Below are 15,556 nucleotides of genomic sequence, written 5' to 3' on the forward strand. Positions count from 1 at the left end.
TTCTGACTCAAACATAATTGCAAAATGCAGATTAAGCAACCCTATGGAAAGATGTGATTTTAATTAAAGTGTTGAAAATGAATTGTTTATGTGTTGAATAATAGGTTAAATTCAGTAATTACCCCTATGGATTTCCGTAAAATTACGTAGGCATTTCCTGGGTGATTCTGCATATTAGAACGTGGAGTTCTTTGTAAAAATATGCTATATTCTAACAATATACATATATTTGTAAAAATTTTTATTAAACGGCAGTTATCGTGTTAGATAGAATTAAGGAAGTAATAGATGAAGTAACTACTGCAACAGTAGGCACCAAAGAAGATTTAGAGAATTTTCGTCTGAAGTACATTAGTCGTAAAGGAATTCTGAATGATTTGTTTGAGCAATTCAAGACAGTTGCTAATGAGCAGAAACGCGCGGTAGGACAGGAACTAAACAGGTTAAAGAATTTTACTGAACAAAAATTTAAAGATTTTTCAGAAGCCGTAGAAAATGCCTCAGATGATTTGTCTACAACTGCGAAGTTAGATCTTACACTTCCGGTTGCGCCTAACTTTGCGGGAACGGTGCATCCCCTGACTTTGACCCGCCAGAAGGTTTTAGAGGTTTTTGCCCGTATGGGTTTCAGCCATGAAGATGGCCCAGAGGTTGAAACTGACTGGTATAATTTCACGGCCTTGAATTTTCCTGAAAACCACCCTGCTCGTGAAATGCAGGATACTTTCTTTGTGGAGAAAAAGCCTGTTCAGAAAGACGATGTATTACTTCGTACGCATACCTCAAACGTACAGGTACGTTTAATGGAACGGAAAAAACCTCCTATCCGCTCAATTATGATTGGCAGGGTGTATCGCAATGAGGCTATTTCTGCCAGAGCGCATTGTCAGTTCCATCAGATTGAGGGCCTTTACGTAGACAAAAATGTGTCTTTTAAAGATCTTAAGGACACTTTGTATCATTTTGCGAAAGAGATGTTCGGCAAAGATACAAAGATTCGCCTTCGTCCGAGTTACTTTCCATTCACGGAGCCAAGTGCAGAGATTGATGTCACCTGTTTTATTTGTGGGGGCTCCGGCTGCAATATCTGTAAGCATAGCGGCTGGGTAGAAATTGCCGGCTCAGGTATGGTTGACCCGAATGTGTTACTTAATAGCGGTATTGATCCTGAAGAATATACCGGCTTTGCGTTTGGTATGGGTGTAGAACGAATCACTATGCTTCGATACGGTATTAACGATTTACGATTGTTCTTTGAGAATGATGTACGATTTCTGCGTCAGTTTGAAGGTGCTTAAACAACAGCGTTTCATCATTAATTATTCATGTAAATATAAAAAACTCCCTTCGGTTGAGGGGAGTTTTTTTGATCCACTCAATCACTCAGATTATGAATGATTGTCATTTAAAAATTTCCTGACAAACTTAATTGAACCCCTTCACAAAAGCAGGATAACCTAAGTTTTCGATTTGCTTTTGTGTATTTCTGGCGTTTAATTCTGAACTATAAACCCCATAGATAACCCTATAAACCATTGGCTTATCGGCTGCTTTACTTACTTGTATAAAAATCTTATTATTTTCTATTTCTCCTTTTTGTGTTAGCTGATTGGCAAAATCTTTAGCTGCTTTCAATTGCCCGAATGCACCTAATTGCAAACCATATCCGATTGGTTCCTGCATCTTGCCGTTCAGGTCATATATATGATTTACATCGAAATCTTCGATTTTTGTGGTGGCAATCCGGATTTCTTTTTCCTGATTATTTTTCTTTAATGGGATAAAGTTTTGAATAGGTGTTGCTACCTCTGCAGTAGCCCATAGAACTTCCACTTCATCATCTTCTACTTCTTTGATCCTGATTTTGCCTTTGTTTGCTTTTAAATCAACTTTATCAGACAAATAAGCAACTTTATTGTTTCCTTTACCTTTGTTTGCATCGGCAATAGAGACTACTACAGATTTATCTGTTTCGAGGTTGGTTATTTTTATTTTTCTGGTGTTGCTTCCTGATTCCTTTTTGGGTGATTTGTTAAGGGCATCAGTAAAATTAACAGAAGTTTGCGCAAGTGTTTGACTCGCTGCAAAGCATAGGAACAGAATTCCTTTTAAGGTTAAAGGGGCACGTAATTTCATTCTAATGGTCGTTTATGGGTAGGACGCACCCTGGTAATTTATTTTATCACGTTACCAGGAGTGGTTTTAATAAAAAGATTTGCAAATAGTATGCCAATCGTAGTTGTAAATAGCAAATAAAAAGACTTAAAAAAAAGCGATAGAAAGATATTTTTTCTTTCTACCGCTAACTGCCTGATAATGAGGTATAAGGGAAATTGCTATTTATTAAATTCTCTTACAAAGGCATACTGCCCATTTTGAAGAAAATATTTTTGTTTACCTCTAATCGAATCATCAGTTTTGGTAATACCAAAATATACTTTATAGAATGTCTTGCCGTCTATATTCATAGCATAGATAAAGACCTGCTTTTTTTCTGCATCGCCTTGTTTAATTATATTTCTGGCATATGCTTTAGCATTATCTAAACTTGAAAACGAGGCTAATTGTAAGCCGTAGCCATCTAAATCACTTTTTTGTTTTACATAAACAAAATTTGCAAGCATTTCTTTTGAACTTCCATTGTCTTTTGCGCGCCCTTTTGTTTTGCCACCGTTTCCATCAGGATTTAACTCGTCATTGGCAAATGCAAAGTTGATCAAACAAAGCATTGTAATTGTGGATATGATACTCTTTTTCATGTTATTGTAATTAATAGTATTGATAGTACGAATTTCAAATTTCGTGCTAAACTTTTTTTTATATTAAAAAAAGAAGAAATTTGACTCAAATTCTTTAACCTTAAAAGCTTTTTTAAAGCACTTAACAGTATAAGAACAACCAATAGGTCGTTTACCACTAATGTATGAAAAATCATTTCCCTTTTCCAGATAATGGACAATGCCGTGCGGTAGTAGAGCGTGTAACTCCTGAAATAGATGGAGGCCGGTTTGCCATTAAAGCCATAGTTGGCGAGAGTATTACTGTTGAAGCCGATATTCTTGTAGACGGCCATGATAAACTTTCTGCGCGTTTACTCTTCAAGCATGAAACCGACAAAGAATGGAGCGAAACAATTATGCAATTGTATGATAATAATCGCTGGATCGGGCATTTTACTGTTGAAAAACAAGGCTTTTACATTTATTCAATTGAAGCCTGGGCCGACCATATTACAAGCTGGATGCACGAAGTAGATGCAAAAGTACGTGATGGACAGCACTTGAACGTAGAGTTGATGCAGGGTGAATTGTTTTTGAATGATATGGCTAAAAAAGCTAAAGGTAATGATAAGAAAGCGATTCAGGAAGCCGCTAAGGCAATGAAGGGGGCTTATAGCAAAGGTGAGGAACGGTATGATGAAGCAATACAAATTGCTATGAGCCAGCAGATGTTAGATTGGGCCACCAAATATCCTGAGCGGCAAGAGGCGTTCAGATATAAGGAACTTAAAATCTATGTAGACAGAAAGAAAGCCGGGTTTTCATCATGGTATTCTATGTTTCCCCGCTCGGCTTCAAGAGAATATGGTAAACATGGAACATTCAGAGATGTTGAAAACCTTTTGCCCCGTATTGCTGAAATGGGTTTTGATGTATTGTATCTGCCACCAATTCACCCAATAGGTAAAACCCATAGAAAAGGAAAAAATAACTCAGTGACTTATGAAGAAGGCGAACCCGGGGTGCCTTATGGCATTGGGTCAGAAGAGGGTGGCCATGAGAGTATCCATGCTGAATTGGGTACAATAGAAGATTTTAAACATCTGATAGAAGCTTGCAAGAAGTTTGATATGGAGATTGCGATGGATCTGGCCATCCAATGCTCGCCGGACCATCCATGGGTAAAAAAACACCCTGACTGGTTTAAAATTCTGCCTGATGGGACTATTAAGTATGCGGAGAATCCACCAAAAAAATATCAGGACATTTATCCTGTTAGTTTTGAAACTGCCGATTGGAAGAATCTCTGGCAGGAACTAAAAAATCTGATTTATACCTGGGCAGAGTGGGGGGTAAGAATTATCAGGGTGGACAATCCGCACACCAAATCTTTCGGTTTCTGGGAATGGGTTATTACTGAAACCAAGATTGATTATCCCGATATGATTTTCTTGTCAGAGGCCTTTACCAAACCCAAGGTAATGCAACAATTAGCAAAATTAGGTTATACACAATCTTATACTTATTATGTCTGGCGTACTTTTAAAGATGAGATTATTCAGTATATGGAAGAGCTCACAAAAGGTGAAATGAAGTATTACTTCAGACCTAATTTCTGGCCTAATACCCATGATATTAATCCTTATATGTTGCAGAGCCGACATGAACCTTTGTTTTTAAGCAGGTATTTTATGGCCGCTACTTTGGTGAGTAATTATGGTATTTTCGGGCCAACGTATGAATATCTCTACAATGAGCCTTATCCGAATAAAGAGGAGTATGGGTTTTCGGAGAAGTATGAGATAAAATGGTGGAACTGGGAGCACCGGAACAAACTGACTTATGTTATTACGCAAGTAAACCGAATCAGAAAAGAGAATACAGCTTTTCATTCGACGAACAATATTGATTTCTGTGAAATTTATAACGACCATTTGCTGGCTTATCTGAAAACTGCTTCTGATGGAAACAGAATTTTATGTATTGTTAATCTTGACGGCTATAATAAACAAAGTGGAATGGTAAAAGTGCCACTCTGGAAGATTCATAAGAACGATTGGGAAACCTATCGTGTACATGATCTGATAACCGGTGCTACTTTCAGCTGGCGGGGCGAATATAATTTTGTAGAATTAGACCCTTATATTCTACCTTTTCATTTGTTCAGGATAGAAGATATTTAAGGGAGTCTTGAACTTTGATTTAGCTGATTAACTGATTTTTATGATTATGACTAAATTGATTGAGATAACTATAGTCATCATTTTAATTTAGTGAAATCAAAAAATCAGTTAAATCAAAGTTCAAGGCCAAATTCAGCTGACTAAAAAAGAAATAAAACAACCTATTTTATGAACTACACCAAGCTATTGAAGACCTTAGTAAAAAAAGAGATTATTCCGGAAGAACAATCTGAGAAGATTGCTGCTTATGAACAAAGTAAACCTTTTTCGATACATTGGGAACTACGCACTTTGCTGTATGTGGGTATCACACTTCTGGGGTCAGGCTTGGGGGTGGTTATCTACGAGAATATAGATTCTATCGGACATAATGTTTTAATTGGTTTAATAGTAGCTGCTTTTTTAGGATGTCTGTATTATGCTTTTAAACATCGGAAGCCTTTTACTTGGGAAGAAGTAATAGAAACTGAGAAGTTGGATGATTTTGCCCTCTTAGGTGCGTGTGTCATGTTCCTGACTTTAGAAGGTTATCTGCAATACCAATACAATATTTTCGGTACTCGTTATGGCTTAGCTGCTTTTCTTCCTGCGGTGTTGTTTTTCTTTCTGGCTTATCGCTTAGATCACCGTGGGGTGCTTTCAATGGCTATAACAGCTTTTGGTTCGTGGGTAGGAGTAAATATTGCGCCGATAAAGCTCTGGCAGCAAAAAAACTTTTCGACGGCCGATATTACGCATATTTCTATTTTATTAGGGGTGGTTTTAATAGTGATGGGCGGTGTAAGTGAGTATAAGAGCTGGAAGAAGCATTTTTCGTTCACTTATTTTCTTTTTGGATTTAATATTGCCTTTGTAGCAATCTTAGCCGGATTATTTCAGTTTGAGATGAAACTGATTTATCTATTAATTATGGCAGTGCTGAGTTATGGAAGTATCTGGTATGCACGTAAGACTCAATCTTATCTGTTTCTGCTGATGGGGGTCATTTACGGGTACATTGCCCTTACTTATTGGATTTTTCATTGGGAATATACAAATGCAATGGATTTTACTCTTTATATGCTTTACTTTATGAGCTCAGCTGTAGGGGTAGTGTTTTTTCTGATTAATATCAAACAAATTATCGGACTAAAGAAATGAAAAAAGCATATAATGAAATATGGGTTGATAATATTGATAATCAGGATCTGATTAAAGAATGGTATGAAGAGAAAGTTCTCAGTGAAGAACAATATGAAGCAGCAAAAAAAATGTTTCCTGTTGAGTTTTATCAACCTAATATCTTTATAGAATTTGGCTTATTTATTTTTACAAATGTGGCTATCTCGTCAACTTTTGGTTTTTCTTCAGTTATGCTGTTTTCCTCCCTGATGGATTCAAATATTGGTTTAGCGGTTGTTTGCTTAGCCAACGGCGTTGGGATCCTCTTCGTTTTAGAGTACTTCATTAAAAATCGAAAACTGTATCGCTCAGGTGCTGACAATGCCTTGATGTATGTTGCCATAGGATCATTTCTGTCAGCAATTTTTGCTATTACTAACTTTCATTGGTCGTTATATTCCTATTATTTTTTATCCTTGCTTGTTTTTATCCCTTTTTTATTACGCTATGGCGACCCATTTGTGGCCATTGCTGTTTTTTTAGTCTGGATATGTTTCTGGTTTACATTTACTATAGAGTGGCCAATCGGTAAAATGGTTGTGCCTTTTGTTATAATGACAGCTTCAGTTATCAGTTTTTTGTTTATAGGATGGTGGAAGAAAAGGGATAGTTCGGCTTATTATACCGATGCACAGATATGTATAGAAACAGGTAGCCTGATAACCTTTTACTTGGGGGGCAATTATATGGTAGTGCGAGAAGGCAATGCTATGTTGAATGGTCTTACAGACTCAACTCAAATCTCGTTTGCCCCTCTTTTTTATATATTCACAGCGGTTATTCCATTTCTTTATCTATTCTTTGGGCTTAAAAGGCAGGATAGAAAGATGGTGATGGTTGGGATAGCATCCTTTGCTTTCTCTATTTTTACTTATCGGTTTTATTTTTCAATCATGCCTCTTGAATGGGCTTTAACTTTAGGTGGAGCAGCTTTGATAGGCCTTTCTGTATGGGGAATATGGTTTTTCCGTACTCCTAAATGGGGTTTGGCCTACCGACAAACACAAGCCAGTAAGTATCGTGATTTTGAGGCGTTTTTAGTAAGTCAGGCATTAACTCCACATGGACAAAGTGGAAAAATGAAATTTGGCGAAGGGGATTTTGGAGGAGGGGGAGCAGGGGATAAATATTGAATTTTCTTGAGCTCTGATTTTATGATTATACTGAAATATCTTAAAAAATTGGAATGTATATTATCTGTTTTATTAAACTCAGATGAATTATTTAATCAGGTAAATCAGAGTTCAAGACTAAACTATTCAAGTCTGTTTCAGATTTTTCCCAATAGACCCTTAAAACCTTGGAATTTACGCCTACTTCTTTGAAAAACTGTAACCAGAATAACTGTTGATTTGAAAGGTTATCGGTTGGAGATTTTACTTCAATAAAGCAATAATCGTTATCATCCCACATGAAAAGGTCAGGGAAACCGCGTAGGTTTTCGACCAGGTTTTTCGACATTTCATGCAGAATCTTCTTTAGTGATTCAAAATTAATTACCTCTACCGCTTTTCTTACAATTACCCACATTTCTTCTAACCAGGGCACAAAAGGGTTGGCAATGCCGAATTTTGATTCGTATCGCTCGCCCATATAAGCTAATAGTGTCTGGATATTATCGAAACTTTCTAAATGACTAATGATTAAATCCTGTCGTTTTTCATAAAAATCGGGTAAATATAAATCCGAAGGTCGACGTTGGAAAGGGTGGTGAAAAGCCACAAGGCTTGGGTCAAAGACAATATCCCAGAATATTAATCCGAAAATTGCCCGCCAGGTATGATTTTCAGAGAAAATTGCCATTTTTCCCTGATTAATATAATAATCGGCAACACCCATTTCAACCTGATGTCTAAATTCTTCAGAAATCGTAATAGACTCAGATTGGTGTAACCAGGAAGTTGTACTTTTTTTATGTACTCGTTTTTTACTATTAATCTGATTGATGAAATCGGTGGCGTAAAACTTCTCATCAGCATTTTTTGGAAATTCTATCATTAACTGGCAAAGTGAAATGGCTTCGTCGACGTGCCCTAATTTTTGCAGGGTTCGTACCTGTCTTTCTCTTGATGGAACTTGCTCTGTGAGCCGGAAAGTATTCAGGGCTTCATCATACAGTTTGTTTTTCTCTAAAAATGTTCCGACTTTCAGTATGAGCCTTTCATAAGCAGGTTTAGCTATTTCGCTTAGATCAGTAACTGAGTCTGTGAAATTCATGAACCAGTCATAGACTTCAAGTGGTGGAGTACTATCTTTTAATTGAGAAAAAAGGTCGTTCTGGTCGGTAATTAACCATTTGTCTTCGGCATCTTTTCGGGTATTGAATCGGGCAACTAATTTATCGTCATCATGGCTTTCGTATTGTACAAGGCCTAAGTCTCTTACCACAAACTCGGTCATATCAAGGTATCGATTACCGAAGAAAAGAAACTTCATAAAAGTTACTTCAAACTCAAAGCAAACCTTAATAACCGGCTCTAAATCCTGAATTGCTTCAACGATTTCTTCAAAGCTAAAGGCTTTCAGTAGTGTTTCTACCAGTTCATCTTTCTTAAGTTTTTTGTAGGAGATCCTGTCTGCTTTAGGTGTGTTTTCTTGTGTGGCAGCCACTATTCTTGTAAACCGCGTGGCTAATTCATCTTTACCAAAAATACCTAATAGTTCTTTACTAAAGGTTTCGTGCTTTTCGGCATTTACCTGTTCTATAAATTCCCTTTCGAGCAACTCCTTCAATAACGCTGGAATATCTGTCAGTTCAGCATATGCAAGTTTATTAGTTTTGAAGAATAACCCTCTACGGTTGCTGAAGCGGATAAATAAACATTGAGCATCTTCGCTCAGACAGTAATATTTCCTTAAGAACCGCCATTCGTTTTCATTAAGGATATGCCGATACTTTTCCTGGACAAAATCCAGTAGATAATTAAAGTATTCGAGGTAATATTTTGGAGGAAGCTCGTTTTGCTCTGCCATATTGATAAAAACAAGAATTTCTTATCAAGGGTTCGGTAAGCGGATTTTTAAACCATCGTATGCAAGCCTGATATTATCAGGGAGTGTCTTGTCAACTTCAGTATGAAGACCCATTTTATGGCTGATATGGGTAAAATAAGTAAGAGGAGCATTTATTTTTTGCGCAACTTCTACAGCCTGACTTAAATTAAAGTGAGAAATGTGAGGCTCATGTTGTAGCGCTCCTAAGACCAATACCTCAGTACCGTAGATTTTTTCCATTTCTTTTTCGGAAATGAAATTAACATCGGTAATATAGGTGAATCCACCGACACGAAAACCCAAGACTGGTAAACGATGGTGAAGAACCTGGATAGGAGTAAATTCTACTCCTTCAATATAGATAGGTTTTGCGCCATCAAATGCAATTTCCTGTAGATTTAAAAGAGGTACACCCGGATACTTTATATCTTCGAAAGCATAAGCAAACTCTTTCTTGAGTTGGTTTAATACACGAGGATGACCGTAAAGATTGAGGTGGCGGATACCATTTAGATAATTATACGGGCGAACATCGTCGAGGCCTGCGGTATGATCTTTATGTTCGTGCGTATAAATGATGGCATCAAGCTGAGCGATTCTTTCTCTTAAAGCCTGCTGCCGGAAGTCGGGGCCTGTATCAATAACAAAACTCTTGCCATTCACTTCTATCCAGACAGATACTCGCAGACGCTTGTCTCTGAAATCTAATGAATTGCAGACTTCGCATCTGCAAGTAAGTACGGGAACACCCGCCGAGGTACCTGTTCCGAGAAAAGTTACTTGCATACTGAAGGTAACGGTAGGCAACCTGCAAAGATTGCCACCGGATTATTAAATTCTCTGATTAACTACTCTGTTAAACTCTTTACTACTGTTACCAGTTTATCAAAATTCAACGGTTTCATTAATGCATCGTTGAATCCTGCATTTTTGAAATCGTCTTCAGAATAGTTTTTGGCATTTCCGGTTATAGCCACAGCCGGAACGTTTGCTTTTTTCTTATCGCCCAACTCACGAATAGCTTTGATACACTCCATACCGTCCATAATTGGCATATTTATGTCGAGAAGCAGAATGTCAAAGTCTTCTTTTTCAAGTAGTTGCATTACTTGTTCCCCGTTTTTTACAGCGGTGATTTCAAAATTCTGGAACTCCAAAATTTTCTTTGCTAAGTTCTGAATTACTGAACTGTCTTCGGCAATCAATACTCGTTTCATTAAAGGCATATATTTTTTTAAAGTTTGGACTCTGCTATTTTGATGTAAAGATAAGGAAAGAAGAATTTTAACAAAATCAAATTTTATTAAAGCCTGATAAAATATGTATTTTTGCAGTAATATAGTTAATAAACTGTTATCGAGTATGTTTAAAAACTATAATTCGACCTAAAAGAACCTTTATAAGGTATTCGTTTGGGCATTAAATAGTCTGTCTGTTTTGGTCAGAATAATAAAATTTAAATATACTTTTATTACATTAAAGATATAGATTTGAGCCGACACTTATTGCCCGGGAAGAAGATTTATTTTGCTTCTGATTTTCATTTAGGGGCACCAACGCATTTAGAAAGCCTTAATCGTGAAAAACGAATTGTAGCCTGGCTTGACGCTATTAAGCAGGATGCTGAAATTATTTTTCTGGTGGGAGATTTGTTTGATTTCTGGTTTGAGTATAAACGGGTGGTACCTAAAGGCTTTGTACGCTTTATGGGTAAATTAGGAGAACTGTCTGATTCAGGTATCGAAATTATAGTTTTTTTGGGAAACAGAGATATGTGGATGACTGATTATTTTGAAACAGAGCTAAACATTAAGACTATACGTAGACCCCGGAGTTATACTTTTAATGATAAAAAATTTTATGTAGGCCATGGGGATGGGTTGGGAAAGGGTGATTATGGCTATAAATTTTTACAGGTAGTTTTTGAAGGAAAACTCCCCAGGTTTTTGTTCAACAGAGTCATGCATCCGAATTTAGGAATGTTTCTGGGGGGAGTCTGGTCCAAATTAAGCTGGCGGAAAAAAAGAACTGCTGAGCAATACCTGGGCGATGAAAAGGAGTTTTTAGTTGGCTATGCCAAAGAAATAGAAGCCAAAGAACACCACGACTATTATATTTTTGGTCATAGACATACCAAGGTTGATATACCGATTTCTCCAACCGCCCGATACATTAACCTCGGTGATTGGATATGGTATGATAGTTATGCCGTTTTTGATGGTAACGATGTTGTACTAAAGTCGCTGAAATTTAATGAGTAGCATACCATGAATGGATACAGAGAACAACTTATTGAAGCACTGTTCATTTTGTGGTATGCTTGTGAAACCGTATTACTATTTATAAGGTATCAGATTCGTGAGTATATTTTTGCCGACCAATATTGTGCCTGAGCCTGTATTAGTGTATTGTTCAATACATTTTCTTTGGCTGCATATTGGAAATAGGGCAATTCAAAAGCAGACTTAATACTTTTCAGTTGGCTTTCGTTATGGCAATTCGTGCCAAAAAAAGCTACCATATTTTTCTTTACCAATATTTCGGCCGTTTCTTGTGCCTGTTTAGAATAATATCCGGTCAGGGATCCGATATTTACCTGAAAGAGAATTCCATTGAATAATAATCGGGTAAGGGTATCCATATTATTCAGAGAAATATAACGCTCAGGGTGCGCTAATACAGGGATGTATCCGGCCTGCTGAATTCTACGTGCCGATTCAATCAAATATGATGGTTTTGTAATAAATGAGGCTTCGAAAAGGAGATACTTCTTCTGATTCCCGAAAGTTAACACTTCTCCACGTTCGATGGATCTGAACAAGTTATCTTCTAAATAATACTCTGCCGAAGCTTCTAATTCAACAGGGATATTATATCGTTTCAGAATGCCTTTCAGAAGCTGTAAAGATTGTAGAATTTCTTCGTATGAGTTGTTATAAAAACCACTCATTACATGAGGTGTAGCAATAATCTTCTTGTATCCTAAGGTCTGAAGACCTTTGATGATAGCAATGCTTTGCTCAACGTTTGCTGCTCCGTCATCTAAGTGTGGAAGAATATGAGCATGAACGTCGACAGTCAGTGGGTGTTGGGTAAAAGCACTATTTTTACCTGATAGAGGTTTCTTGAACAATGTTTCAAACATTGATTTGTTGTTGTTTTGTGGCTTAATTCAGGATTCAATCAATTGGATTTCTCCATGATTACAAATGTAAACCAACACCGTGCCAAAGCCCTCTTATGTGAAGATAAAAATACTTAACGGTAGCAAACGTTCAATATCAATAGTTTTGAAAAAAAAAAACAGAAAGAAGTAGGTTTTGGTATTATTTATGACAAAACCATTATCCGGTTTTTTCTTAAATAATATCATTAAACCTGGGTAATTCCAGATCTTTCTGAGAGATGTTCGGGTTTTCTATTCCCCAGTCGATAGCCAGGTCTGGGTCGTTCCAGATAATGCCGCCTTCTGAGGCCTTATTGTAGAAATTGGTACATTTATAAGTAAACAAACATTGCTCTAAAGCCAGGAAACCATGCGCAAATCCGGCTGGTATAAATACCATATTCTGAGTTTTTGCATCTAAAAGAAATTTTTCGTGTTTTCCGAACGTAGGAGAACCCGGCCGCAAATCTACAGCTACATCAAGAGCTTTCCCGATAATTACCCGTACTAATTTTCCTTGAGCGTGGGGTTCTCTCTGAAAGTGTAACCCTCTTAAAACACCTGCTGAAGACAGAGACTGATTATCCTGAACAAAATCAAAGGGAATACCATTATCAGAGAAAGCCTGTTTATGATAGGATTCTAAAAAATATCCTCTTTCATCGCCAAAAATACGAGGAAAAATTTCTATTAGTCCCTCGATAGATGTCTTTCTAAACTCCATTATTCTTTAATTCAATTTTTTAGATTTTCCTAAGAATTGTTTTGCTGTTCTGGCAATAGCAACAAAGGCTACCGGATGATAATTCAATTAAGCAATAGTTTATGCAAAAGTAATATTTATTAAATAATTTCAAGGTACTTTCTTATTAAATCAATAGAATTCAGGAAATTTGTCAAAAAAAAATTACTACATGACCAAACAGGAGCTATTTGAACAAATATTAAAAAAGAAATCGTATCTGTGTGTAGGTCTCGATACTGATATAAAGAAAATACCACATCACCTTTTGCAGACGAAAGACCCGATTTTTGAGTTTAATCGTCAGATAATAGACGCAACTGCGGAGTATGCCGTTGCTTATAAGCCTAATATTGCTTTTTACGAGGCAATGGGAGTGAAAGGATGGGAGAGTCTGCAGAAAACATTGGATTATATACCTAAAGAGTGTTTTACGATAGCTGATGCTAAAAGAGGAGATATCGGAAATACTTCGGAACTCTATGCTCGTACTTTTTTTGATAAAAGCTCTTCCGGCTTTGATTTTGACTCTGTTACGGTAGCGCCTTATATGGGTAGAGACTCTGTACAACCCTTTTTAGCGTTCGGAGGGAAATGGGTTATTTTGCTGGCTCTTACTTCTAATATAGGCAGTAAAGATTTTCAACATCTGAAAGTTGAAGTTAACGGCGAAACAAAGGATTTATATGAGCAAGTACTTACAAAATCTCAGGAATGGGGTGATAGTGACTCATTAATGTATGTAGTTGGTGCTACTCAAGCTGATAAATTGGCAGAAATCCGTAAAATAGTGCCTGATTATTTCTTATTAGTACCAGGTATAGGCGCACAAGGAGGGAGTCTTGAAGAGGTGTCTCGTTATGGTATGAACAAGCAATGTGGCTTGCTGGTGAACTCATCGCGGGCAATTATTTATGCTTCTGACGGGCCGGATTTTGCAGAAAGAGCCAATGAAGAAGCAGGGAAGGTGCAGCAGGAAATGGAAAAGTATCTTACTGAATTTATCTAATATTTTGGTTAATAGGTTTGTATCATTATGACAGAAGCCTTTATTCATTATCTGTGGCAATTTCAACAATTTGATAAATCATTGCTACTTACTACTAACAATGAACCTGTCAGGATTCTGAAAACGGGTATTTTGAATACTGATGCCGGGCCTGATTTTTTGCAGGCACGAGTTCAGCTCGGAGATATTGAATGGGTAGGGAATATAGAGATTCATATTCAATCATCTGATTGGAATGCGCATAATCATCAGTATGATGGTGCCTATAATAATGTGATTCTGCATGTAGTATGGGCGCATGATAAACCTATTTTAAGGAAGGATGGAAGTGAAGTACCCACGCTTGAACTGAAATCTAATACTGATAGCGCATTATTAAGAAAATATGAGGTTTTGCTAAGTCAAAGAAGTGTGATTCCTTGTGCTGCGCAATTTAGTGAGGTATCAGCTTTATCTAAAATTGCTACTTTAGATAAAGCATTAACTAAGCGATTGATACAAAAATCAAAAATTGTAGACGAATTATTAGAGACCAACCAGGGTGATTGGGAAGAAACTACTTATCAGTTATTAGCTAAGAATTTCGGTTTCAAACTCAATTCAGAAGTATTTTTAAGATTAGCTAAAACTTTGCCTTTAAAAATGCTTCAAAAACATAGAGATAATCTGACACAAATTGAAGCGATACTTTTCGGGCAGTCAGGACTTCTGGCTGAGGTGGATGATTACTCAAGGAGATTAATGCAGGAATATGATTTCTTTGCCGCTAAGTTTTTGTTGAAAGAGAGCATCTTACAATCGTATGAATGGAAACTGCTTCGTACCCGACCTGCTAATTTTCCGACGATCAGAATTGCTCAACTGGCAAAGTTAATTACCTCTCAAAAGAGTTTTTTCTCTTTATTTACTCAAACCGAATCAATTGAAGATTTACGTAAAGCCTTACAGGTCAAGCAATCTGAGTACTGGAGAGAACATTACCATTTTAGTAAAAAAGCCACTAAAATGAGTAATGGATTAGGCAAAGATTCTATTGATAATCTGATAATTAATACTGTTATACCATTGTTGGCTTGTTACTCACAAAAAATGGATAATCAATCTTACATGGATAGGGCTATTACTTTTTTAGAGTCTTTTCCGGCAGAAAGTAATCATATTGTTGATATGTGGAAGAATCTCGGATTGGAGATAAAAACTGCATTTGATGCACAGGCAAGCATTGAACTGTATAATAATTTTTGCAGCATGAAAAAATGCCTGCAATGTAATGTGGGCGTGGAGATTTTGAGGAAGTAGGATTTCGATTTAAACAAAATGCCTTGTCAGCTAACATGGCATTTTGTTTGTACTAAGAACGATAAACTCAAGCCCGATTAATCAGGCTAATACCAGATACCATCACAATAAAGCCTAATACAGCGGGGGCAATTTTTCTTGCACCTTCTACATCAAATCCCATTAGTCTGTTATTGCTCGACATAAATGCGGCACAGGCAAAAAGTAATAAGAGTAAGCCAATACCTGTTAATATTCCTCCCAAGGTTCTTTTAAACTTTGCGTTTTCTTCGTTATTCATAT

At 36.8% G+C, this 15,556-nt stretch carries 15 protein-coding genes; 7 read left to right on the top strand and 8 right to left on the bottom strand.

All coding sequences use genetic code 11. The features are described from left to right. Positions 1 to 260: 260 nt before the first annotated feature. Complete coding sequence (pheS, locus tag H1R81_RS02040) at positions 261 to 1,298, top strand: phenylalanine--tRNA ligase subunit alpha (protein WP_181839009.1); 1,038 nt, start codon at positions 261 to 263, stop codon at positions 1,296 to 1,298. Between the two features lie 127 nt (positions 1,299 to 1,425). Here the strand turns inward: pheS and H1R81_RS02045 are convergent, their stop codons facing one another. Together H1R81_RS02045 and H1R81_RS02050 are read right to left on the bottom strand one after the other, a co-directional pair. Continuing rightward, entirely contained in the window at positions 1,426 to 2,136 is a 711-nt protein-coding gene (locus H1R81_RS02045; RefSeq protein ID WP_181839010.1) for an SPOR domain-containing protein, read from the bottom strand. A gap of 200 nt (positions 2,137 to 2,336) precedes the next feature. Then, positions 2,337 to 2,759, bottom strand: coding sequence for an SPOR domain-containing protein (locus H1R81_RS02050; protein WP_181839011.1), 423 nt, complete (start codon positions 2,757 to 2,759; stop codon positions 2,337 to 2,339). Between the two features lie 164 nt (positions 2,760 to 2,923). Here H1R81_RS02050 and H1R81_RS02055 point away from each other — a divergent pair, with 164 nt between their 5' ends. From H1R81_RS02055 to H1R81_RS02065, 3 genes are all read left to right on the top strand, one after another. Beyond that, the gene (locus H1R81_RS02055) at positions 2,924 to 4,903 is read left to right on the top strand and encodes an alpha-1,4-glucan--maltose-1-phosphate maltosyltransferase (RefSeq protein ID WP_181839012.1); all 1,980 of its coding nucleotides are present in this window, start codon (positions 2,924 to 2,926) and stop codon (positions 4,901 to 4,903) included. A gap of 168 nt (positions 4,904 to 5,071) precedes the next feature. Further along, on the top strand, positions 5,072 to 6,043 hold the full coding sequence (locus tag H1R81_RS02060) for a DUF2157 domain-containing protein (protein WP_181839013.1): 972 nt from the start codon (positions 5,072 to 5,074) through the stop codon (positions 6,041 to 6,043). After that, a complete protein-coding gene (locus H1R81_RS02065) occupies positions 6,040 to 7,197 on the top strand; it encodes a hypothetical protein (RefSeq protein WP_181839014.1) in 1,158 nt (385 codons plus the stop codon). The genes H1R81_RS02060 and H1R81_RS02065 overlap by 4 nt, the downstream gene beginning before the upstream one ends. A gap of 91 nt (positions 7,198 to 7,288) precedes the next feature. Here H1R81_RS02065 and H1R81_RS02070 read toward each other — a convergent pair whose 3' ends face one another. The 3 genes from H1R81_RS02070 to H1R81_RS02080 form a co-directional block, all read right to left on the bottom strand. Then, positions 7,289 to 9,037, bottom strand: coding sequence for a VRR-NUC domain-containing protein (locus H1R81_RS02070; RefSeq protein WP_181839015.1), 1,749 nt, complete (start codon positions 9,035 to 9,037; stop codon positions 7,289 to 7,291). Positions 9,038 to 9,061: 24 nt separating this feature from the next. After that, complete coding sequence (locus H1R81_RS02075) at positions 9,062 to 9,844, bottom strand: MBL fold metallo-hydrolase (RefSeq protein ID WP_181839016.1); 783 nt, start codon at positions 9,842 to 9,844, stop codon at positions 9,062 to 9,064. Between the two features lie 62 nt (positions 9,845 to 9,906). Then, complete coding sequence (locus tag H1R81_RS02080) at positions 9,907 to 10,284, bottom strand: response regulator (protein WP_181839017.1); 378 nt, start codon at positions 10,282 to 10,284, stop codon at positions 9,907 to 9,909. Positions 10,285 to 10,548: 264 nt separating this feature from the next. Between H1R81_RS02080 and H1R81_RS02085 the strand changes: the two genes are divergently transcribed. Continuing rightward, entirely contained in the window at positions 10,549 to 11,319 is a 771-nt protein-coding gene (locus tag H1R81_RS02085) for a UDP-2,3-diacylglucosamine diphosphatase (protein ID WP_220275154.1), read from the top strand. A gap of 89 nt (positions 11,320 to 11,408) precedes the next feature. On the opposite strand, the gene H1R81_RS02090 is transcribed toward H1R81_RS02085, so the two are convergent. Together H1R81_RS02090 and rfbC are read right to left on the bottom strand one after the other, a co-directional pair. After that, entirely contained in the window at positions 11,409 to 12,203 is a 795-nt protein-coding gene (locus tag H1R81_RS02090; RefSeq protein WP_181839018.1) for a tyrosine-protein phosphatase, read from the bottom strand. 214 nt (positions 12,204 to 12,417) lie between these two features. After that, positions 12,418 to 12,948 (bottom strand): dTDP-4-dehydrorhamnose 3,5-epimerase, encoded by a 531-nt coding sequence (rfbC, locus tag H1R81_RS02095; protein ID WP_181839019.1) that lies wholly within the window; start codon positions 12,946 to 12,948, stop codon positions 12,418 to 12,420. Positions 12,949 to 13,138: 190 nt separating this feature from the next. Here rfbC and pyrF point away from each other — a divergent pair, with 190 nt between their 5' ends. Together pyrF and H1R81_RS02105 are read left to right on the top strand one after the other, a co-directional pair. Continuing rightward, positions 13,139 to 13,975: an orotidine-5'-phosphate decarboxylase gene (gene pyrF, locus H1R81_RS02100; protein WP_181839020.1), complete on the top strand. Its 837-nt coding sequence runs from the start codon at positions 13,139 to 13,141 to the stop codon at positions 13,973 to 13,975. A gap of 27 nt (positions 13,976 to 14,002) precedes the next feature. Further along, positions 14,003 to 15,274, top strand: a complete 1,272-nt coding sequence (locus H1R81_RS02105; RefSeq protein WP_181839021.1) for a DUF2851 family protein — start codon at positions 14,003 to 14,005, stop codon at positions 15,272 to 15,274. A gap of 67 nt (positions 15,275 to 15,341) precedes the next feature. On the opposite strand, the gene H1R81_RS02110 is transcribed toward H1R81_RS02105, so the two are convergent. Then, a complete protein-coding gene (locus H1R81_RS02110; RefSeq protein ID WP_181839022.1) occupies positions 15,342 to 15,554 on the bottom strand; it encodes a hypothetical protein in 213 nt (70 codons plus the stop codon). Positions 15,555 to 15,556: the final 2 nt, after the last annotated feature.

Source organism: Emticicia sp. BO119 (assembly GCF_013912375.1).
Classification (GTDB): Bacteria; Bacteroidota; Bacteroidia; order Cytophagales; family Spirosomataceae; genus Emticicia.

Bases quoted from the DNA above. Each gene is read 5' to 3' on its own strand.
- H1R81_RS02045 (WP_181839010.1), bottom strand. From the start codon at position 2,136: ATGAAATTACGTGCCCCTTTAACCTTAAAAGGAATTCTGTTCCTATGC.
- H1R81_RS02050 (WP_181839011.1), bottom strand. From the start codon at position 2,759: ATGAAAAAGAGTATCATATCCACAATTACAATGCTTTGTTTGATCAAC.
- H1R81_RS02055 (WP_181839012.1), top strand. From the start codon at position 2,924: ATGAAAAATCATTTCCCTTTTCCAGATAATGGACAATGCCGTGCGGTA.
- H1R81_RS02060 (WP_181839013.1), top strand. From the start codon at position 5,072: ATGAACTACACCAAGCTATTGAAGACCTTAGTAAAAAAAGAGATTATT.
- H1R81_RS02065 (WP_181839014.1), top strand. From the start codon at position 6,040: ATGAAAAAAGCATATAATGAAATATGGGTTGATAATATTGATAATCAG.
- H1R81_RS02070 (WP_181839015.1), bottom strand. From the start codon at position 9,037: ATGGCAGAGCAAAACGAGCTTCCTCCAAAATATTACCTCGAATACTTT.
- H1R81_RS02075 (WP_181839016.1), bottom strand. From the start codon at position 9,844: ATGCAAGTAACTTTTCTCGGAACAGGTACCTCGGCGGGTGTTCCCGTA.
- H1R81_RS02080 (WP_181839017.1), bottom strand. From the start codon at position 10,284: ATGCCTTTAATGAAACGAGTATTGATTGCCGAAGACAGTTCAGTAATT.
- H1R81_RS02090 (WP_181839018.1), bottom strand. From the start codon at position 12,203: ATGTTTGAAACATTGTTCAAGAAACCTCTATCAGGTAAAAATAGTGCT.
- rfbC (WP_181839019.1), bottom strand. From the start codon at position 12,948: ATGGAGTTTAGAAAGACATCTATCGAGGGACTAATAGAAATTTTTCCT.
- pyrF (WP_181839020.1), top strand. From the start codon at position 13,139: ATGACCAAACAGGAGCTATTTGAACAAATATTAAAAAAGAAATCGTAT.
- H1R81_RS02105 (WP_181839021.1), top strand. From the start codon at position 14,003: ATGACAGAAGCCTTTATTCATTATCTGTGGCAATTTCAACAATTTGAT.
- H1R81_RS02110 (WP_181839022.1), bottom strand. From the start codon at position 15,554: ATGAATAACGAAGAAAACGCAAAGTTTAAAAGAACCTTGGGAGGAATA.